Source organism: Microbacterium sp. K36 (assembly GCF_004794355.1).
GTDB lineage: Bacteria > Actinomycetota > Actinomycetes > Actinomycetales > Microbacteriaceae > Microbacterium > Microbacterium paraoxydans_D.
Genome location: NZ_SSDN01000094.1, coordinates 1 through 18,407, shown reverse-complemented (window position 1 = coordinate 18,407; position 18,407 = coordinate 1). Strand labels below are relative to the sequence as shown.

At 71.3% G+C, this 18,407-nt stretch carries 21 protein-coding genes; 11 read left to right on the top strand and 10 right to left on the bottom strand.

The genetic code is table 11. From position 1 onward, the window contains the following. Positions 1–9 precede the first annotated feature (9 nt). The 3 genes from DW296_RS12815 to DW296_RS12805 all read left to right on the top strand — a co-directional run bounded on the left by DW296_RS12815 (position 10) and on the right by DW296_RS12805 (position 2,060). Positions 10–753: a PspA/IM30 family protein gene (locus DW296_RS12815; protein ID WP_071328326.1), complete on the top strand. Its 744-nt coding sequence runs from the start codon at positions 10–12 to the stop codon at positions 751–753. 63 nt (positions 754–816) lie between these two features. Beyond that, positions 817–1,620 carry an arginase family protein gene (locus DW296_RS12810; RefSeq protein WP_136052539.1) on the top strand — a complete coding sequence of 268 codons (804 nt, stop codon included), beginning with the start codon at positions 817–819 and terminating at the stop codon, positions 1,618–1,620. After that, positions 1,617–2,060: a Fe-S oxidoreductase gene (locus DW296_RS12805; protein WP_136052538.1), complete on the top strand. Its 444-nt coding sequence runs from the start codon at positions 1,617–1,619 to the stop codon at positions 2,058–2,060. Before DW296_RS12810 ends, DW296_RS12805 begins: the two co-directional genes overlap by 4 nt. Position 2,061: 1 nt before the next feature. On the opposite strand, the gene DW296_RS12800 is transcribed toward DW296_RS12805, so the two are convergent. Genes DW296_RS12800 through DW296_RS12790 form a run of 3 tightly spaced genes read right to left on the bottom strand, consistent with a single transcriptional unit; the run spans position 2,062 to position 3,773 of the window. Then, positions 2,062–2,532, bottom strand: a complete 471-nt coding sequence (locus DW296_RS12800) for an SIP domain-containing protein (RefSeq protein ID WP_136052537.1) — start codon at positions 2,530–2,532, stop codon at positions 2,062–2,064. A gap of 33 nt (positions 2,533–2,565) precedes the next feature. Beyond that, positions 2,566–3,300: a tyrosine-protein phosphatase gene (locus tag DW296_RS12795; protein ID WP_136052536.1), complete on the bottom strand. Its 735-nt coding sequence runs from the start codon at positions 3,298–3,300 to the stop codon at positions 2,566–2,568. After that, positions 3,297–3,773, bottom strand: a complete 477-nt coding sequence (locus DW296_RS12790) for a carboxymuconolactone decarboxylase family protein (protein ID WP_136052535.1) — start codon at positions 3,771–3,773, stop codon at positions 3,297–3,299. Before DW296_RS12790 ends, DW296_RS12795 begins: the two co-directional genes overlap by 4 nt. A gap of 177 nt (positions 3,774–3,950) precedes the next feature. On the opposite strand from DW296_RS12790, the gene DW296_RS12785 reads away from it, so the two are divergent. The 6 genes from DW296_RS12785 to DW296_RS12760 all read left to right on the top strand — a co-directional run bounded on the left by DW296_RS12785 (position 3,951) and on the right by DW296_RS12760 (position 9,884). Continuing rightward, positions 3,951–4,868, top strand: coding sequence for an alpha/beta fold hydrolase (locus tag DW296_RS12785; RefSeq protein ID WP_240743088.1), 918 nt, complete (start codon positions 3,951–3,953; stop codon positions 4,866–4,868). Between the two features lie 92 nt (positions 4,869–4,960). Next, complete coding sequence (locus DW296_RS12780) at positions 4,961–6,478, top strand: ABC transporter substrate-binding protein (protein ID WP_136052533.1); 1,518 nt, start codon at positions 4,961–4,963, stop codon at positions 6,476–6,478. 16 nt (positions 6,479–6,494) lie between these two features. Further along, complete coding sequence (locus tag DW296_RS12775) at positions 6,495–7,445, top strand: ABC transporter permease (protein ID WP_136052532.1); 951 nt, start codon at positions 6,495–6,497, stop codon at positions 7,443–7,445. Then, positions 7,442–8,311, top strand: a complete 870-nt coding sequence (locus tag DW296_RS12770) for an ABC transporter permease (RefSeq protein WP_136052531.1) — start codon at positions 7,442–7,444, stop codon at positions 8,309–8,311. The genes DW296_RS12775 and DW296_RS12770 overlap by 4 nt, the downstream gene beginning before the upstream one ends. Next, positions 8,308–9,099, top strand: coding sequence for an ATP-binding cassette domain-containing protein (locus DW296_RS12765; protein ID WP_136052530.1), 792 nt, complete (start codon positions 8,308–8,310; stop codon positions 9,097–9,099). Before DW296_RS12770 ends, DW296_RS12765 begins: the two co-directional genes overlap by 4 nt. Then, positions 9,096–9,884, top strand: coding sequence for an ABC transporter ATP-binding protein (locus DW296_RS12760; RefSeq protein ID WP_136052529.1), 789 nt, complete (start codon positions 9,096–9,098; stop codon positions 9,882–9,884). The genes DW296_RS12765 and DW296_RS12760 overlap by 4 nt, the downstream gene beginning before the upstream one ends. An 88-nt stretch (positions 9,885–9,972) precedes the next feature. Here the strand turns inward: DW296_RS12760 and DW296_RS12755 are convergent, their stop codons facing one another. Genes DW296_RS12755 through DW296_RS12745 form a run of 3 tightly spaced genes read right to left on the bottom strand, consistent with a single transcriptional unit; the run spans position 9,973 to position 12,078 of the window. After that, positions 9,973–10,575, bottom strand: a complete 603-nt coding sequence (locus DW296_RS12755) for a GNAT family N-acetyltransferase (RefSeq protein ID WP_136052528.1) — start codon at positions 10,573–10,575, stop codon at positions 9,973–9,975. Positions 10,576–10,579: 4 nt separating this feature from the next. Continuing rightward, positions 10,580–11,299: a uracil-DNA glycosylase gene (locus DW296_RS12750; protein WP_136052527.1), complete on the bottom strand. Its 720-nt coding sequence runs from the start codon at positions 11,297–11,299 to the stop codon at positions 10,580–10,582. Beyond that, a complete protein-coding gene (locus DW296_RS12745) occupies positions 11,296–12,078 on the bottom strand; it encodes an SDR family oxidoreductase (protein WP_205807990.1) in 783 nt (260 codons plus the stop codon). The genes DW296_RS12750 and DW296_RS12745 overlap by 4 nt, the downstream gene beginning before the upstream one ends. Before the next feature lie 160 nt (positions 12,079–12,238). Between DW296_RS12745 and DW296_RS12740 the strand changes: the two genes are divergently transcribed. Both DW296_RS12740 and metX read left to right on the top strand, forming a co-directional pair. Then, the gene (locus DW296_RS12740) at positions 12,239–13,561 is read left to right on the top strand and encodes a bifunctional o-acetylhomoserine/o-acetylserine sulfhydrylase (RefSeq protein WP_025103077.1); all 1,323 of its coding nucleotides are present in this window, start codon (positions 12,239–12,241) and stop codon (positions 13,559–13,561) included. A 103-nt stretch (positions 13,562–13,664) separates the two neighbouring features. Continuing rightward, positions 13,665–14,870: a homoserine O-acetyltransferase MetX gene (metX, locus tag DW296_RS12735; RefSeq protein ID WP_136052526.1), complete on the top strand. Its 1,206-nt coding sequence runs from the start codon at positions 13,665–13,667 to the stop codon at positions 14,868–14,870. Positions 14,871–14,876: 6 nt separating this feature from the next. On the opposite strand, the gene DW296_RS12730 is transcribed toward metX, so the two are convergent. Genes DW296_RS12730 through DW296_RS12715 form a run of 4 tightly spaced genes read right to left on the bottom strand, consistent with a single transcriptional unit; the run spans position 14,877 to position 18,306 of the window. Continuing rightward, the gene (locus tag DW296_RS12730) at positions 14,877–15,482 is read right to left on the bottom strand and encodes an NUDIX domain-containing protein (RefSeq protein ID WP_136052525.1); all 606 of its coding nucleotides are present in this window, start codon (positions 15,480–15,482) and stop codon (positions 14,877–14,879) included. Positions 15,483–15,491: 9 nt separating this feature from the next. After that, entirely contained in the window at positions 15,492–16,721 is a 1,230-nt protein-coding gene (locus DW296_RS12725) for an MFS transporter (protein ID WP_136052524.1), read from the bottom strand. A gap of 9 nt (positions 16,722–16,730) precedes the next feature. Beyond that, the gene (locus tag DW296_RS12720) at positions 16,731–17,063 is read right to left on the bottom strand and encodes a thiamine-binding protein (RefSeq protein WP_136052523.1); all 333 of its coding nucleotides are present in this window, start codon (positions 17,061–17,063) and stop codon (positions 16,731–16,733) included. 4 nt (positions 17,064–17,067) lie between these two features. Then, a complete protein-coding gene (locus DW296_RS12715) occupies positions 17,068–18,306 on the bottom strand; it encodes a hypothetical protein (RefSeq protein WP_136052522.1) in 1,239 nt (412 codons plus the stop codon). Positions 18,307–18,407: the final 101 nt, after the last annotated feature.

The following is an 18,407-nucleotide window of genomic DNA, read 5'->3' as shown; positions in this document are numbered from 1 at the left end:
GAACCACGCATGACCAAGCAGTCCATCTTCGGACGGATCTCCACCCTCGTCCGCGCGAACATCAACGCCCTCCTGGACTCTGCGGAGGACCCGCAGAAGATGCTCGACCAGCTCGTCCGCGACTACACCAACAGCATCGCCGACGCCGAGTCCGCCATCGCGGAAACCATCGGCAACCTGCGGCTGCTGGAGCGCGACCACGAGGAAGACGTGCAGGCGGCCAACGAGTGGGGCAACAAGGCCCTCGCCGCCAGCCGCAAGGCCGACGAGATGCGCGGCGCGGGCAACACCGCCGACGCCGACAAGTTCGACAACCTCGCGAAGATCGCCCTGCAGCGCCAGATCAGCGCCGAGCGGGAGGCGACGAGCGCCGAGCCGCAGATCGCGGCCCAGACGGAGATCGTCGACAAGCTCAAGAGCGGCCTGAACGGCATGAAGGACAAGCTCAACGAGCTCAAGAACAAGCGCAGCGAGCTGCTCGCCCGCGCCAAGGTCGCCGAGGCGCAGACCAAGGTGCAGGACGCGGTCAGCTCCATCAACGTGCTCGACCCCACCAGCGAGCTCGGCCGGTTCGAGGACAAGGTCCGCCGCCAGGAGGCTCTCGCCCAGGGCAAGGCGGAGCTGGCCGCCTCGAGCCTCGACGCGCAGTTCGAGAGCCTCGAGGATCTCGGCGAGCTGACCGAGGTCGAGGCGCGCCTGGCCGAGCTGAAGGCCGGCGGCAGCGCGCCGCGGCAGGCGCTCGAAGGCAACTGACACCGACGCGGATGCCCGGGTGCGCGCCCGGGCATCCGCGGTTCCGTCTCCGGGAGGTCTCCCATGGTGCGTTTCCTGGTCGTGCCGCAGTGGCAGGGTTCGCCCGCCGCGCGCGCGATGCTCCTCGTCGACGGCGCGTCGGCCATCGCCGGCGATCTGCCGCGTGCGGCGACGACCGTCCTCGACGTCCCGGTCGAAGCCGGTGAGGCGCTGGGCACGGGTGTCCGGCGGCTCAGCGCGCTCGCACGTACGCGGGAGCTGGTCGCCGGTCATCTCGAAGCCGGGACGGTACTGATCGGCGGCGACTGCAGCATCACCGTCGCCGCCCTCGACACGCTCCCTGGCGGCACCGACGACCTCGCCGTGGTCTGGTGCGATGCGCACGCCGATCTGCACACGCCGGAGACGTCGCCGTCCGGGGCGTTCTCCGGCATGGCGCTGCGCGCGGTCCTCGGAGAGGGAGAACCACAGCTGGCCCTCTCCCCCGGCATCCCCCGTGACCGTGTCGTCACCGTGGGGGTCCGTAACGTGGACGACGCCGAGGCCGAGGAGCGGGACCGTCTCCGGAACCTCACCGTGGCCGACCTGGACGACCCGGGGGCGCTCGCGGACGCTGTGCAGGCCACGGGGGCACAGCGCGTCTGGGTGCACATCGACGTCGATGTCCTCGACCCGGCGTCGTTCACCGGAGTTTCCGCCGCCGTGCCCTTCGGCGTGACCCCTGCGTCCTTGAGCACGGCGATCCGAGAGCTCCGGAGCCGCGTCCCCCTCGCCGGGGCGACCATCGCGGGCTTCGCGCCCCGCACTCCGGCCGACGCCGTCGATGACCTCGGCGCGATCCTGCGTCTCGTCGGAGCCGTCGCGTGAGCCCGGCGCCGGAGTGGGAGGCCGTCGCGGCGGAACGCCTCGCCCGCGGACGACGGTCCGACCGCCGCATCCCCTCCTTCCTGCTGCGCTCCCCGATCAGCCGCCTGGGCTACCTCTGGGGCACGGCCGTCGGCTGGATCTGGGGCGCTCTGTGGAGCACCGGCCCGATCGAACGGCGCGGCGGTCTCTGGGTGTTCCGGGGCATGCCCCGATGGACCTTCCACCGCGGCGGCGTCTGCGTGGGCGGGTGTTTCCTCACCGGCGACGCGCGGCCCACCGACGCGGTGCTGCGCCACGAGGCCGTGCACAAGCAGCAATGGCTGCGCTACGGCTTCCTGATGCCGGTGCTCTATCTGTTCGCGGGACGCGACCCTCTACGGAACCGCTTCGAGATCGAAGCAGGGCTGGAAGACGGCAACTACGTGCGCCGCCCCCGCTGACTCAGCCCTCGACGGGGAGCAGTCCGAAACGCTCCGGCACGCGGATCCGGTTCACGGCCACGCCGAGGCGGTCGGTGAGGTGCTCGACGATGTCGGCGGTGCCGAGGTAGCCGCCGAGCAGCGTGACGTGCGTCTCGACCTCGTCGTCCACCAGCATCTCGTCCGCCCACGCGCAGGTGGCTCGGGCTAGAGCCTGACCGGGCGTGCAGCCGCGGCCGCTTCCCGGGGCTCCGGAGCGCGCGGAACGTGCGAGCCAGGTGACGGTCATACGGCCGGGTGCATGGATGACGCCGATGTCGGAGGCGTCGGGAACCTCGATGAAGATCCGACCGGAGGCGCAGAGCGGAAGGGTCGCGAGGAACGCCTCGAGGTCGAGCAGCGAGTGCTCGTCGGCCGTCACCAGGTGGTGTGCGCGACGGCGCGCCGCGCGGCGAGCCGCACGCGTGCCTCGGGTGTCGAGCGTGGTGTCCATGGTGATCCCATCGTACACCAAGCGAAGGCTTGCCTAACCTTCGCGGGTGGCGTCCCCCGACACCGACTCGACGAGGACCTCACGCAGGGCGGCGAGCTCATCCTCGGTCATGCCGTTCGCGCGCAGGTAGCCGGCGGCCGACCCCCAGCGCTCGTCGACCTGGGCCAGCAGGCGACGCATCACCTCGGCCGGCGAGCGGGTGGCCAGGTCCACGGCGTGCACCGCCTCAGGATGCTGGCTCCGCAGATAGGCGGCGATGCGGCGCGACCGTTCGGCGGGCAGCTGCGACTCGGTGAGGGCGTAGTCGTCGATGACGGCTTCCCGATCCGCGCCGACCGCCGAGAGGGCCAGGGCGACCGTCACCCCTGTCCTGTCCTTGCCCACGGTGCAGTGCACCAGCGTCGGCTCCCCGGCCGCGATCACGCGGACGGCGGCGACCAGGCGATCGCCGCTCTCCTCCAGCAGATGCAGGTACAGGTCGTCGAGGCTCGTGTCGGATTCGAAGAAAGAGCGCACGGATCCGAGGAACAGGGGCAGATGGGTCGTCTCCGGCCCCTCGATCTCGCTCGGCTCCGCGGCGACCTCCTCGCCGTCGCGGAGGTCGACGATGCGGCGTACCGCCGACCTCAGGAGCGCGGCGCCGTTCGTCGTCGCGGTGGAGAGCTGACCGGAGCGCAGCAGGATGCCGCTGCGGATGCGTCCGCCCTCCGCGGGGATGCCGCCGACGTCCCGGACGTTCGTGACGCCCTCGACGTCGAGGATCGTCACGCCCCCGCCTGGGGGCCGCGCGGGGGCACCGGGTAGCGCCCGGCGATCACGATGCGGTTGAAGGCGTTGATCGAGACGCACGCCCAACTCAACGCGGCGTACTCCTTCTCGGTGAACACGCTCCCCACCAGGTCGTACACGTCGTCCGAGATGCCGTCCTCCGCGATGAAGGTGAAGGCTTCCGCCAGCTCGAGGGCGGCACGCTCCCGATCGCTGAACACACCGCTCTCCCGCCAGACGGCGATCTGGCTGATCGTGTCGACATCCAGCCCGGCGGCGACCGCACGGTCCACATGGATCCGCGTGCAGTAGCTGCACCCGTTCAGCTGCGAGCAGTGGATCATGACGATCTCCTTCAGCCGATCGTCGATGCCGTTCTCGGCACAGATCGTGCCGACCGTCTTCGAGAAGGCGTCGAGGGCCTGATAGGCCGCAGGCTCCGTCTTGGACAGGTGCACGCGCTGTTCCGTCATACCTCCATGATATTCGGCGCTGGGTGCGGACGACGGTGCAGGCACGACGCTGCCGAAATGCACATTGCGAACCTGCGAGCGCAACTACTCCGCATATCGCCCTGTCAATCCCTCTTACTGCTTGTCACATTGCTCCGGCATTTCCTGCGAGGTCGCAACGGGGCGCAGAATAGCCGCGTGGCGATCGACACCAGCGAGTTCTCCTATCTTCCCGCGCAGGCCGACGCGCTCGGCGTTCCGCTTCCGACCGTCGAGCGCCTGACGCTCCCCCTCGCTGAGGACCGCGTCGTGAGCGGGCTGCAATTCGGGTCCGCGCCGCCGCGCATCACGCTGCTGCACGGCGCCGGCCTGAACGCCCACACGTGGGACACGACGGCGCTGGCGCTGGGGCAGCCGCTCCTGGCGATCGACCTCGCCGGCCACGGCGACTCCTCCTGGCACGACGACGCGGACTACTCCCCCCGCACGCTCGCCGCCGACGTCATCGCCGCACTGGACGCCTGGGTCTCCTCGCCGCAGATCCTGGTGGGACAGTCGCTCGGCGGTCTCACGGGGGCCGCCGTCGCCGCGGCCCGGCCGGACCTCGTGGCCGCGCTGATCGTCGTCGACATCACGCCGGGGATCGACGTCTCCGCCGGCCCCGCGGCGCTGCGGCAGTTCTACGCCGGGCCGACGGATTTCGCGACCCGCGACGAGCTCGTCGACAAGGCGATGTCCCTCGGGTTCGGCGGCACCCGCCCCGAGACCGAGCGCGGCGTCTTCCTCAACACCCGCGTCCGCCCCGACGGCCGCGTCGAATGGAAGCACCACTTCGCCCACCTGGCCGCCACCGCACTCGCCGCCCACGACCCCGGCACCCCGGCCGCCCCGTCCGTCCTGCACGAGACCGGCTGGGACGACCTGGCGGCGGTCACCGCGCCCGTCACGCTCGTCCGCGCCGAGCGCGGCTTCGTGAGCGCTGCGGACGCCGAGGAGTTCCAGCGCCGCCTCCCCGATGCGCGTGTCGTCGCGATGGACGCCACGCACAACGTCCAGGAGACGGCGCCTCGAGACCTCGCTGCCCTCGTCGGCTCCGCGGCCGCGGCCGGAATATGACGTTCCGTTCCACGGCCGCCGCGCCGCATCCCGCCCGACCCTAGGCTCGTCCCACCGGCACACAGCACCTGCCGCACCGAGAGGAAACACCCATGTTCCGACGTCATCGACGCCTCGCGCTGATCTCCGCGCTCGCGGCCACCGCCGTGATCCTCAGCGCCTGCTCCGGCTCCGCCGAGCCTGCCCCGTCCACGGGCGGCGAGCCCGACCCCGACGCCACCCTGCACGTCGGTCTCGTGCTCGAGCCCACCAACCTCGACATCCGTCACACCAGCGGTGCCGCGCTGGAGCAGATCCTCATCGACAACATCTATGAGGGCCTGGTCAGCCGCACCCAGGAGAACGAGATCGTCGAGCGGCTCGCCTCGGAGTACGAGGTGTCGGACGACGGCCTCACGTACACCTTCACCCTCAACGACGGGATCACCTTCCACGACGGCTCGCCCCTGACGGCGGCCGACGTCGTCTCCTCCTACGAGACCGTCCGCACCGATGACACGGTGCAGGGCAACGCGGAGTTCGCGTCCGTCTCCTCGATCTCCGCTCCGGACGACACGACCGTCGAGATCGTGCTGTCCGAGCCGAACCAGAACTTCCTCTTCGCCCTCACCGGTCCGGCCGGCCTCGTCTTCAAGAAGGGCGACACCACCGATCTGAAGACCGCGGAGAACGGCACGGGACCGTTCACCCTCACCCGCTGGAACAAGGGCAGCACGATCACCTTCGCCCGCAACGACGACTACTGGGGCGACCCGGCCGGCGTCGCCGAGGTCGAGTTCCAGTACATCCCCGACTTCACGGCCGGAGTGAACGCGGCTCTCGCCGGCGACGTCGACGTCCTCACCGCCGTCGACCCGAACCTGGCTCCGCAGCTCGAGGACTCGGGTGACTTCACCCTCACCACGGGCCGCACGACCGACAAGGCCACGCTCGCCTTCAACAACAAGAAGGCTCCGCTGGACGACGTCCGGGTCCGCGAGGCGCTGCGCCTGGCCATCGACCACGACGCGCTCATCGAGGCCGTCGGCGCCGGCACGCCGCTGTACGGCCCCATCCCCGAGCTCGACCCCGGCTACGAGGACCTCTCCGACGTCATCTCCTACGACCCCGAGCGGGCCAAGGAGCTGCTCGCCGAGGCCGGCCAGGAGGACCTCGACCTCACCCTGACCATCCCGTCGTTCTACGGCACCACCGTCCCGAAGGTCCTCATCTCGGACTTCGACAAGGTCGGCGTGAACCTCGAGGTCGATTCCGTGGAGTTCCCGACCTGGCTCGAGGACGTGTACACCAACAAGGACTACGACCTGAGCTTCGTCCTGCACGTCGAACCGCGGGACTTCGGCAACTTCGCCAACCCGGACTACTACTTCGGCTACGACAACGCCGAGGTGCAGGACCTCTACGCGCAGGCGCTGGCCGAGGTCGATCCGGATGCCTCCGCGAAGCTCCTCGCCGAGGCGGCCCGGATCGTCTCCGAGGACCACGCGGCGGACTGGCTCTACAACGGTCAGACGATCACCGCCGTGAATCCGGTCGTCAGCGGCTTCCCGGAGGACTCGATCAACTCGCGCATCAACCTCGCGGGTGTGACCGTCTCCGCCGCGAGCTGACGACGGTCGACGCTCCGTGCTGCGTTACGCGCTCGTCCGAGGAGCCCTGCTGATCGCAGGGCTCCTCGTGTCGAGCGCGCTCATCTTCCTCACGCTGCGCGTCTTCCCTGGCGACGTGGCCCAGCTCATCGCCGGCACCCAGGCCTCCCCCGCCGAGGTCGAGGCGCTGCGGGAGTCGCTGGGGTTGAACCAGCCCCTGATCACGCAGTACGCCGACTGGATCGGCGGGATCCTCCGCGGCGACCTGGGCACCTCGCTGCTGTCCGGTGCCTCGGTCGGCGAGGAGCTGCTGCTGAAGGCGCAGGTCACCGTTCCCCTCGGGATCATGTCGCTGATGATCGCCGTGCTCATCGCGGTGCCCTTCGGAATCCTCGCCGCCCTGCGTCGCGGCCACCGCGACGGCACGGCGCTCAGCGTCGGCGCGCAGGCTCTCGCGGCGGTACCCGTCGTCTGGGCGGGCATGATGCTGATCGTCGTGTTCTCCGTGTGGCTCGGCTGGCTGCCGCCCCAGGGCTTCCCCCGCACCGGATGGTCCACGCCGGGAAGAGCGATCGAGGCACTTCTGCTGCCTGCCCTCACCATCGGCATCGTCGAGGGCGCCATGCTCATGCGCTTCGTGCGCAGCGCGACCCTGCAGGCGGCCGGACAGGACTTCGTCCGCACCGCGGCCGCCAAGGGTCTGACGAAGACCCGCGCCCTCATCCAGCACGGGATCCCGGCGGTCGGTCTCTCCATCATCACGGTCCTCGGCCTCCAGGTCGCCGGGATCATCGTCGGCTCGGTCGTGATCGAGCAGCTGTTCACGCTTCCGGGCATCGGCCGCATGCTCGTGACCGACGTCGGTACGCGCGACCTCGTCAAGGTGCAGAGCGAGCTGCTCGTGCTGACCGGCTTTGTCCTGGTGGTGGGCTTCCTCGTGGACCTGCTGCACCGGGCGATCGATCCTCGACAGCGGGAGGCCGCATGAGCGCTCGGTGGTTCCCTCGGCTGTGGCGGACCTCGACCGGCCGCTTCGGTCTGATCGTCATCGCCATCGTCGCCCTGGCGGCCGTCGTGTCCCTCTTCTGGACGCCGTTCGACCCGCGGGCCTCGAACATCGGCGACCGCTGGCTGCCGCCGGGCTGGCCGCACCTGCTCGGGACGGACGACACCGGACGCGACATCCTGAGCCTGCTCATGGCGGGGGCGCGGACCACCGTCTTCGTCAGCGTGGGCGCGGGACTCGTGGCCACCGTCGTCGGCATCGCCCTCGCCGCCCTCGGCGCCCTGGCCACCCGGCTCGTGCGGGAGACGGTCGCCGTGTTCGTCGACATCCTCATCGCCTTCCCCGTGCTGCTGATCGCGATGATGATCTCGTCGGTGTGGGGCGGATCGCTCTGGGTCGTGATCTGGGCGGTGGGGATCGGGTTCGGCGTGAACATCGCGCGGGTCACGCGGCCGGAGCTGCGCCGCGTGCAACAGAGCGACTTCGTGCTCGCCGCGCGCGCGTCCGGCCTCACCCCCGCGCAGAGCCTCGTCCGCCACCTCCTCCCGAACGTGGCTCCGGTGTTCATCGTGCAGCTCTCATGGTCGATGGCCGTCGCCGTCCTCGCGGAGGCCGGCCTGTCGTACCTCGGCTTCGGGGCCTCGGTCGTGGAACCGAGCTGGGGGCTGCTGCTCGCGGATCTCCAGCGCTACATCGGCGTGCATCCGCTCACCGTGATCTGGCCCGGGCTCACGATCACCCTGACCGTGCTCGCCCTCAACCTGCTCGGCGACGGCCTCCGCGAAGCGACGGATCCCACCCTGCGGCACCGTGCCGCCGAGACGCACACACCGGCGGTGGTCGCATGAGTCTGACGGTCGAGGATCTCGTCATCGAGATCGACGGACGCCGGGTGGTCGACGGCGTCTCGCTCCAGGTCCCCGACGGCACCCGCCTCGGGGTGATCGGCGAGTCCGGTTCCGGCAAGTCCCTCACGGCGCTCGCCGTGCTCGGGCTGCTGCCGGAGGGGGCGACGGCACACGGGAGCATCCGGTGGGACGGCACCGAGCTGATCGGGATGCCGGACCGTGAGCTCGCCCGGCTGCGCGGCGACGACATCGGCATCGTGTTCCAGGAGCCCCGGACGGCGCTCAACCCGATCCGGACGGTCGGCCGCCAGATCGCGGAGTCCATCCGCATCCACGAAGGCCTGGGCCGGCGCGAGGCCCGTGACCGGGCGATCGCGGAAGCCGCCCGCGTGCGACTCCCCGACCCGGAGACCATCGTCGACCGGTATCCGCACCAGCTCTCCGGCGGCCAGCGGCAGCGCGTCGCGATCGCCATGGCCCTCGCCTGCCGTCCGCGGCTGCTGATCGCCGACGAGCCCACGACGGCCCTCGACGTGACGATCCAGGCCGAGATCCTGTCGCTGCTGCTCGGGCTCGTCGCCGACGAGGGCATGTCGCTCCTGTTCATCACGCACGACCTCGCGGTGCTGTCCCAGGTGGCGATCGAGGGAGTCGTGCTGGAGCACGGTCGGGTCGTCGAGAGCGCACCGGTGTCGCGGCTGCTGACCGCGCCGACCTCTCCCGTCACGCAGGGGCTGCTGCGGGACGCGACCGCGACGCTCTGGCGGCCCGAGGGAGGAACGGCATGAGCCTGATCGAAGCACGCGGGCTGTCACGGGACTTCGTGGTGCCGAAGCGGACGGCGTTCGAGCGCACACGGCGGCAGACGGCCCTGGAGCCGACCGACCTGGACGTCTCCGAGGGGGCGTCCCTCGGGATCATCGGCGAGTCCGGCTCGGGGAAGTCGACCCTCGTGCGGCTGCTGCTGGGTCTGGACCGACCGACCGCGGGAACCGTGTCCGTGGACGGCCGGATCGTCGACGCGGGGGCCTCCGCCCGGTCGCTGCACTGGCTGCGTCGGCAGACGGGACTCGTCTTCCAGGACCCCTACGCGTCCCTGGACCCCCGGATGACCGCGGGGCAGATCGTGCGGGAGCCGCTGTGGGCCCTCGGCATCGACGGCGACCACCGCGCCCGGGTGCGCGAGGTCATCGCCCGGGTCGGCCTGGACCCCGAGATGGGCGACCGCTATCCGCACGAGTTCTCCGGCGGGCAGCGGCAGCGGATCGCTCTCGCCCGCGCACTCGTCCATCGTCCGCGGATCCTCGTGGGCGACGAGCCGCTGTCGGCGTTGGACGTCACGGTGCGCGCGCAGATCCTCGAGCTCCTCGCGGAGCTGCGGGTCGCGGACGAGCTCACGCTGCTGCTCGTGTCGCACGACATCGGCGTGGTGCAGAACCTCTGCGACACGGTCGTCGTCATGAAGGACGGCCGCATCGTCGAGCGCGGTCCGACGCGCGACGTACTTCTGCACCCGACGGCCGACTACACCCGCACGCTGCTCTCCGCGATCCCCGTCATCCCCGACGCCTGATCGCCGACCCACCCCCTTGCGGCCGCTCCGGCCCGTTGCGTGCGCCCGCAACGGGGTGGGAGGCGCGCAAGGGGGGTGGGTCGACGGGTCAGCGCGGGAAGAGCGAACGACGACGCGGACGCAGCGGACGGCGCAGGGACACCGTGCCCAGATCGCGGCCGAACTTCCGACCGACGCGCCCCATGCGTCCGGCCTCCACGAAGCCGAGCTTCTCGTGCAGCCGGATCGAGGCCTCCGCCCCCTGATCGCTGATCACGGCGATGATCTCGCGGAGTCCCCGCTGCTCGCAGGCCTCGATCAGCGCCTGCAGGAGCGCCGACCCCAGCCCCTTCCCCGCGGCACCCGGCCCGAGATAGATCGCGTCCTCGACGGTGTAGCGGTAGGCGTTCTTGCCGGCCCACGGCTGCACGAGCGCGTACCCGAGCACCGCACCGGACGGCGACACGGCCACGAGGAACGGCAGCCCGAGACGTTCCAGGAGGGTGAACTTGTCCCTCCAGTACGGGATGCTGCTGCGTCGCTCGTCCAGGGTCACCGCTGAATTGCTGACGAAGTGGTTGTAGATCTCGCGGACGTGGGGCAGATCCGCCGCCCGCGCAGGACGGATGACATAGGAGAACGTGTCCGGCACGGTGGTCCGTCGGAGATGGCGTGGGAGAACGCGGCGGCGGTCCCCCGGCTCGAACTGCATGCGCTCAGCTTAGAGAGCCGGGCCCCTCGCCCTCCACCCTCCAGTCCACCGGAGCACTGCCGAGCTCTTCCAGAAGCCCGTTCGCGCGGGAGAAGGGGCGGGACCCGAAGAAGCCGCGGCGGGCGGAGAGCGGCGAGGGATGAGCCGACGCGATCACCGGGGTGTCGCCGAGCAGCGGCTGGAGGTTCGCGGCATCCCGCCCCCAGAGGATCGCGACGAGTGGCTGGTCGCGCGCGACCAGGGCACGGATCGCGAGCTCCGTCACCTGCTCCCATCCCCAGCCGCGGTGGGAGGCGGCCGCTCCGGGGCGCACCGTCAGGACGCGGTTGAGCAGCAGCACGCCCTGATCGCTCCACGCGGTGAGGTCTCCGTGCGGCGCGGGCGCGAGGCCGAGGTCGGTCTCCCGCTCCTTGTAGATGTTCGTCAGGCTCCGCGGCAGCGGCCGCACGTCGCGATCCACGGCGAACGACAGCCCGATCGGGTGCCCGGGAGTCGGATAGGGGTCCTGGCCCGTGATGAGCACCCGCACGTCGGCGAGCGGTCGCTGGAAGGCACGCAGCACGTTCGGCCCCGCGGGGAGGTAGCCGTGGCCGGCCGCCTGCTCGGCGCGCAGTCGCTCCCCGAGCGCTGTCACGGTGTCCTGCACCGGGGCCAGCGCCTCCGCCCACCCCGCGTCAATCAGTCCCTCGTCCGCGAGCTCGGCGAGGGTGCGTCCTCCGGTCACTCGACAGGCCGGACCCGCAGGGGCCCCCGCGCGAGCAGGTGCTGCGCCGACTGCGCGACCGGACGCATCGTGATGAGGTCGAGGTTCACGTGACCCGGCGCGTCCAGGGCATAGGCGATGACGTCCGCCACGTCCTCGGCGAGGAGCGGCGCCTCGACGCCGGAGTACACGGCCTCCGCGGCGACGGCGTCGCCCCCGAGGCGGTTCAGCGTGAACTCCTCGGTGTGCACCATGCCCGGAGCGACCTCGGCCACCCGGAGGGGCTCGCCGTTGAGCTCCTGCCGCAGCGCACGGACGAGCATCGCCTCGGCCGCCTTCGCCGCGTTGTAGCCCGCACCGCCCGGGTAGGCGGTCTGCGCGGCCGTCGAGGTCACGAAGAGGAGGTCGGCATGGCCGTCCGCGTCCGCGGTGCGACGCAGCAGCGGCAGCAACCCCGCGACGAGGCGCTGGGTCGCGAGCACGTTCGCGTCGTACATCCACTGCCAGTCGGCGAGCTCGGCGTCCTCGACGCGGTCGGTGCCCCGCGCGCCGCCGGCCACCTGGACGAGCGCGTGCACCGGTCCCGTGCGCTCCAGTTCAGCGAGGAGCGCCGCCACCGCCGCGTCATCCGTCAGGTCGCAGGCGATGGTCGACGCCCCCGTCTCCGCGGACAGCGCGGCGAGACGGTCGGCACGGCGCGCGACGCCGACGACGTCCCACCCGCGCGACCGCAGCACCCGCACCGTCGCCTGACCGATCCCGGAACTCGCACCTGTCACCACTGCACGTCTGTTGGCCATGCCCTCCACCGTACGATGTCCGCGGGAGTTCCGCCCGTTCTCGGCCCCCTCGCCGTGTTACGTCACATTTCCCGGTCGTTGTTGACACGGACCGATGTTCCGTACTCTCGCTGCAAGGGCACCAGCCCATCCGACCTTCCGACCGTTCCAGGGGGAACACATGTCCGCACCCGAGACCTGGCGTTTCGAGACCAAGCAGATCCACTCGGGCGCCGCCCCCGACCCCGTCACCAAGGCCAGGGCGACGCCGATCTACCAGACCACGTCCTACGTGTTCGACAGCGCCGACCACGCCGCGAACCTCTTCGCACTCGCCGAGTTCGGCAACATCTACACCCGCATCCAGAACCCGACCCAGGACGTCCTGGAGCAGCGCCTCGCCGCGCTCGAAGGGGGCACCGGCGCCCTCGTCCTCTCCAGCGGTCAGGCCGCCTCGACCTTCGCGATCCTCAACATCGCGCAGGCCGGCGACCACTTCGTCGCGTCGAGCTCGATCTACGGCGGCACCTACAACCTCTTCAAGTACACGCTCGCCAAGCTCGGCATCGAGGTCACCTTCGTCGAGAACCAGGACGACCCGGAGGAGTGGCGTCGCGCCGTCCGCCCGAACACGAAGCTGTTCTTCGCGGAGACCATCGGCAACCCGCAGATCAACGTGCTCGACATCCGCACGGTCGCCGACATCGCGCACGAGAATGGCGTCCCGCTGATCGTCGACAACACGATCGCGACCCCGTACCTCATCCGCCCGTTCGAGCACGGCGCCGACATCGTCGTCCACTCGATCACGAAGTTCCTCGGCGGCCACGGCACCACGATCGGCGGCGTCGTGATCGACGGCGGCTCCTTCGCCTGGTCGGAGAACGTCGAGAAGTTCCCCGGCCTCACCGAGCCGGACCCCTCCTACCACGGCGCCAGCTACACGGCCGCGGTCGGCGACCCGCTCGCCTACATCATCAAGGCCCGCGTGCAGCTGCTCCGCGACCTCGGCTCGGCCATCGCCCCGCAGAGCGCGTGGAACCTCATCCAGGGTGTCGAGACGCTGTCGCTGCGCATCGAGCGCCACGTGCAGAACGCCCAGGAGATCGCCGAGTGGCTGGACAGCCGCGACGACGTGGCCGCGGTCAACTACTCCGGCCTGCCGTCCTCGCCCTGGTACGCCAAGGCGAACGAGTACGCCCCGAAGGGTGTCGGCGCCGTGCTGTCGTTCGAGCTCAAGGGCGGTGTCGAGGCCGGACGCGAGTTCGTCAACAGCCTCTCCCTGTTCAGCCACCTCGCCAACATCGGCGACGTGCGCTCGCTCGTCATCCACCCGGCCTCCACGACGCACGCCCAGCTCACCCCGGAGCAGCAGCTCACCGCGGGCGTGACCCCCGGCCTCGTGCGCCTGTCCGTGGGACTCGAGAACATCGAGGACCTCAAGGCCGATCTCGACCAGGCGCTCGCCGCCGCCCGCGCCGTCTCCGAGGCCGCGCGCGCCTGACACCCTCTCCGCGAAGGCCCCGGACCGCACGGTCCGGGGCCTTCGTCGTCTCCGGTGTCGTAACCTGCGGGCCGGGACCGACCGGCCAGGCGAGAATGGAGACATGGACTGGCAGACGACCTCCGAGGACACGGTGCCGTCGGCACCGGTGACGGAGGCCGACGTCCGGCTGCTCCGTGCCCGGCCACCGGCCACCGGCGCCTGGCGCGACGGCGACCCCGTCGGCGGCCGCCGGTTCGCCGCGTTCGGCGCCTTCGACACCGAGAGCGGAGCCCAGCTCCCCGGCATCCGCCTCGCGTATGAGAGCTGGGGCGAGCTGAACGCCGCGCGCGACAACGCCGTGCTCGTCCTGCACGCTCTCACCGGGGACAGCCACGTGCGCGGAGACGCCGGTGCCGGCCACCCGACCGCCGGCTGGTGGGAGGACGTCGTCGGCCCCGGTGCGCCGCTCGACACCGACGAGTGGTTCGTGATCGCGCCGAACATGCTCGGTGGCTGCCAGGGATCGACCGGCCCCGCGAGCATCGCCCCGGACGGCTACGAGTGGGCGTCGCGCTTCCCCTACCTCACCATCCGCGACCAGGTCGCCGCGCAGGTGCGTCTGGCCGACGCGCTCGGCATCGACAGCTGGGCGGCGGTGATCGGCGGCTCGATGGGCGGCATGCACGCGCTCGAGTGGGCCGTGGCGCAGCCGGACCGGGTGCAGCGCCTCGCCGTGCTCTCCTCGCCCCCGGTCACCACCGCCGACCAGATCGCGCTCAACACCGTGCAGCTCGAGACGATCCGCATGGACCCGCGCTTCCAGGGCGGCGAGTACTACGACCTCGCGGACGGCGACGGCCCGCACCGCGGTCTGGCGCTCGCGCGCCGCATGGCGCTGCTGAACTACCGCAGCCCGATCGAGCTCAACCAGCGGTTCCAGCGCTCCTGGCAGTCGGACGTGTCGCCGCTCGGCCACGGCGGACGCTTCGCCGTGGAGTCCTACCTCGACTTCCACGGGAACAAGTTCACGCGCCGCTTCGACGCCAACAGCTACATCACCCTCGTCGAGGCCATGAACTCGCACGACGTCGGCCGGGGCCGCGGCGGCGTGGAGGAGGCCCTGAAGGCGGTGACCGCGACGACCCTCGTCCTCGGCATCGACAGCGACCGCCTCTTCCCGGTCGACGGTCAGCAGCGGATCGCCCGGAGCATCCGGAACGTGCTCGACGGCGAGGCGGTAGTGCTCACGAGCGACTTCGGCCACGACGGGTTCCTCATCGAGACCGAGGCCGTCGGCACCCACCTGCGGCGCCTGCTCGACGCCTGAACCCCGTCAGGCCGGGTCGAACCGCCACGGCAGGGTGTGGGCGTGCAGAGTCCCCTGTGCCCAGCCGAACGCCCGCCCCCCGTCGCGCACCTCCGTCTGGAACAGCTCGACCGCTCCGCCGGAGGCCAGCGCGGCCTCGACGTCGGTGAAGGCGGAGAGCCGGTGCAACGTGAGCCAGGTGGGCGGGAAGAGCCGCCACTCCCCCGCCGCGTGCCGCTCGAAGGCCGTGTCCGGTGACACCCAGGCGAGCTCGACGACCTCGTCGGCTGCAGGCGACGGCTCGGCGTCCGGGGCGAGGGCGAGGAAGAACCAGGTGCGGATCCGCACGGGCGCCTCCGCGGGCGGCCGCCATTCCGACAGCGGCACCAGGTCGTCGACGACGAGTCCGACCTCCTCCGCGGTCTCTCGGGCGGCGGCCCGGCGCGCGTCCTCGACGTCCGCGGCGCCCGCCTGACGGTCTCCCGGCTCGACCTTCCCGCCGGGGAACACCCAGGCGTCCGCGAAAGAGCCGCGCGACGGACGGCGTAGCAGCAGCACCTCGAAGCCCGCGGGGCTCGGGCGCAGCAGCACGACGGTTCCGGCGAGCGGGAGGTCGTCGTCGGGAGCGGTCACCCCGTCACTCTACGACGCGAGGGCCGGCGTCTGCGCCACCCGCCGTGCCTCCACGCGGTACGACACCAGGGCGATGAGGAGTCCGGCCACCGCGAGCACCGCCCCGGTCCACGCCGGTGCCGTGAAGCCCCAGCCGATCGCGATCACGATACCGCCGAGGAAGGCACCCAGGCTGTTGCCGATGTTCAGGGCGGAGTGGTTCATGGCCGCCGCGATGGACTGGTTGTCGCCGGCCACGTCCATCAACCGCGTCTGGATCGTCGGGCTGAGCACGGACGAGACGAACCCGACGAGGACGACCACGAGGCTCAGGGTCACGATCCAGGACGAGAGCACGGCGAGGAGGGCGAACACGACGGCCATCGCGGCGAGGCCGAGCAGCAGCGTGCGGCGGAGGTCGATATCGGCCAGATGACCGCCGACGAGGTTCCCACCCGTCATGCCGAGCCCCATGAGCACGAGCACGATCGGCACGACCCAGTCCGGGGATCCCGCCACCTCCGTCACGAGCGGGGCGATGTAGCTGTAGACGGCGAAGAACCCGCCGAAGCCGATCGCCCCGACGCCGAGCGTGAACCAGACCTGACCGATGCGGAACACCCCGAGCTCCGCCCGCATCGTGCGTCCGGGGTTCCCCGGGTGCGCAGGCACGAAGAGCGCGATGAAGACGGTGGCGAGCGCGAAGACGAGCCCGACGACCGCGAAGGCCGCGCGCCAGCCCCACTCCTGGCCGAGGAAGGTGCCCAGCGGCACGCCGACGACATTGGCGACCGTGAGCCCGGTGAGGATGAACGCCACGCCCTTGGCACGGTTGCCCGGCCCCATCACGTCGGCCGCGACCAGCGCGCCGATGCCGAAGTACGCGCCGTGCGGGAGTCCGGCGAGGAAGCGCGAGACGCCGACGAGCTCGAACGTCGGCAGCACCACGGTGAGCGCGTTGAAGACGGTCAGCGCGAGGGCGAGCACGATCATCACCCGATGCCGCGGATAGCGGGCGACGAAGCCGGCGATGGTCGGGGCGCCGACGACCACGCCGAGTGCGTACAGCGAGATCAGCCAGCCGGCCTGGCTCAGCGCCTCCTCCTGGCTCGACGCCCAGACGGACGGGAGGAGGTCGGCGGCGATGTTCGGCAGCAGGCCCATGACGACGAACTCGGTCATGCCGATGCCGAAACTGCCGATGGCGAGGGAGAGGAGCGCCCACTTCGCCGCACCCCTCGAAGGTGTCGAGGGATTCACCGGTTCAGCTTACCGGTCGTCGGACTCCTCGATCGCCGCCTCCAGACGCTCGACCTTGGCGTCGAGCTCTCCCGTGTACCCGGGGCGGATGTCCGCCTTGAGGACGAGCGACACGCGCGATCCGAACGGCAGGACCGCCTCGGTCGCGCGCTTGACCACGTCCATGACGGTGTCCCAGTCGGGCCCCTCGATCTCGGTGAACATGCTCGTCGTGCGGTGCGGGAGCCCCGACGCGCGGACGACGCGCACGGCCGCGGAGACCGCGTCGTGCACGGAGGCATCGGTGCGCTCGGCACCGTCGGCGGGCGCGCCGCTGGGGGCGACGGAGAAGGCGATCAGCATGGGTTCACTCCTGGGTTCGGGGACGACGGACGGCGGGGACCCGCGCGAGCGCGACGACGCTCACGGCGGCGAGGACGACGAGCAGGACGTTGCGCATCGTGAGCAGCAGGACGGGGGCGGCTTCGGCACGCAGCAGCCCGTCATAGCTCAGCGGATACACGAGACAGGTGAGCAGGCACAGCGCGAGCACGAGGGCGGCGGCGCTGCGCGCCCGGCGGCGGTCGAGCACGAGCCACAGGATCCCGGGGGCGAGCAGCCAGGTCTGGAACTGCGGCGAGCCGACCTTGTTCAGGGCGATGAGCACCGTCACCAGGAGCAGGGCCAGCGGCGGGAAGAGTCGCGCGAACGACGCCCCGCGGGCGGCCTTGACCCCGCCGACGACGGTGACGACGGCGGCGGCGAGCACCAGGAGCGGGGTGAGGATCGTCGCGAGGGCCTCCGCGCCCGGCGCGACGATCTGGAAGGTGAGGATGTCGTAGCTGTACTCGATGCGGGCGGCCTCCGTCACGGCCATCCAGAGGAACGGCGTCGCGGCGACCGCCTCGATCTGGAGTCCCCGGCCGGTCTGCGCGGTGAGGAAGCCGAGGATCTCGGTGTCGGCGCCGAGCAGCAGGAGCACCACCACCACACCGGCGGTGACGACCGCGGCGGCCAGGAGCATCCGCAGCCGCGCCCTCCCGGCCACGACCGCCGCGAGGAGGAGCGCACCGGGCCAGATCTTGATCCAGGCGCCGATGGTCAGCAGCGCCGCGGCGATGGTCGGGCGGGTCACCAGCCAGAGGCCGGCCACGACGGCGATCGGCACGGTGACGGCATCGATGCGGTACAGCGCGATGGGTCCGAGGAGGAGCAGGGCCGCGCACCAGAACCACGCGGCGGTGCGGCGCGCCCGCACGTGTCCGCGCCCGACGAGCACGGCGAAGGCGACGGCGTCGAGCACCGTGACCAGCAGCGCCCACCCGATGAGGTAGGCGCCCGAGACGCCGAGCAGCGGGAGGAACGGGGCGGCGAGCACGGCCGCGAGCATCATCGGCAGGAGCGCGAGCTGCGGATACACCCAGGACTCCGTGACGCCCACGATCTCCCCGCCGCTCCACGCGGCCGTCGCCCAGGGCTCGTAGACCAGCACGACGTCCCCGATGGGCTGGCTCGGGTAGACCCAGCCCAGCCACGCGGTCACGAGATGGACGAGGAGGAAGGCGATCCACAGGGCGAGCGCGCTCCTCCGGGCCCTGGTCCTCACGACAGGAGATCCTCGACCGCGCGGGGCAGCGCCTCCGCGACGTCGAGCGCGACGATCGGGTGGCCGCTCGCACCCCCGGTCGCCGCGGCGGCGAGGCGGGC

Coding starts and splice junctions, on each gene's coding strand:
- DW296_RS12815 (WP_071328326.1), top strand. CDS start 10: ATGACCAAGCAGTCCATCTTCGGACGGATCTCCACCCTCGTCCGCGCG.
- DW296_RS12810 (WP_136052539.1), top strand. CDS start 817: ATGGTGCGTTTCCTGGTCGTGCCGCAGTGGCAGGGTTCGCCCGCCGCG.
- DW296_RS12800 (WP_136052537.1), bottom strand. CDS start 2,532: ATGGACACCACGCTCGACACCCGAGGCACGCGTGCGGCTCGCCGCGCG.
- DW296_RS12790 (WP_136052535.1), bottom strand. CDS start 3,773: ATGACGGAACAGCGCGTGCACCTGTCCAAGACGGAGCCTGCGGCCTAT.
- DW296_RS12780 (WP_136052533.1), top strand. CDS start 4,961: ATGTTCCGACGTCATCGACGCCTCGCGCTGATCTCCGCGCTCGCGGCC.
- DW296_RS12770 (WP_136052531.1), top strand. CDS start 7,442: ATGAGCGCTCGGTGGTTCCCTCGGCTGTGGCGGACCTCGACCGGCCGC.
- DW296_RS12765 (WP_136052530.1), top strand. CDS start 8,308: ATGAGTCTGACGGTCGAGGATCTCGTCATCGAGATCGACGGACGCCGG.
- DW296_RS12760 (WP_136052529.1), top strand. CDS start 9,096: ATGAGCCTGATCGAAGCACGCGGGCTGTCACGGGACTTCGTGGTGCCG.
- DW296_RS12755 (WP_136052528.1), bottom strand. CDS start 10,575: ATGCAGTTCGAGCCGGGGGACCGCCGCCGCGTTCTCCCACGCCATCTC.
- DW296_RS12745 (WP_205807990.1), bottom strand. CDS start 12,078: ATGGCCAACAGACGTGCAGTGGTGACAGGTGCGAGTTCCGGGATCGGT.
- DW296_RS12740 (WP_025103077.1), top strand. CDS start 12,239: ATGTCCGCACCCGAGACCTGGCGTTTCGAGACCAAGCAGATCCACTCG.
- metX (WP_136052526.1), top strand. CDS start 13,665: ATGGACTGGCAGACGACCTCCGAGGACACGGTGCCGTCGGCACCGGTG.
- DW296_RS12720 (WP_136052523.1), bottom strand. CDS start 17,063: ATGCTGATCGCCTTCTCCGTCGCCCCCAGCGGCGCGCCCGCCGACGGT.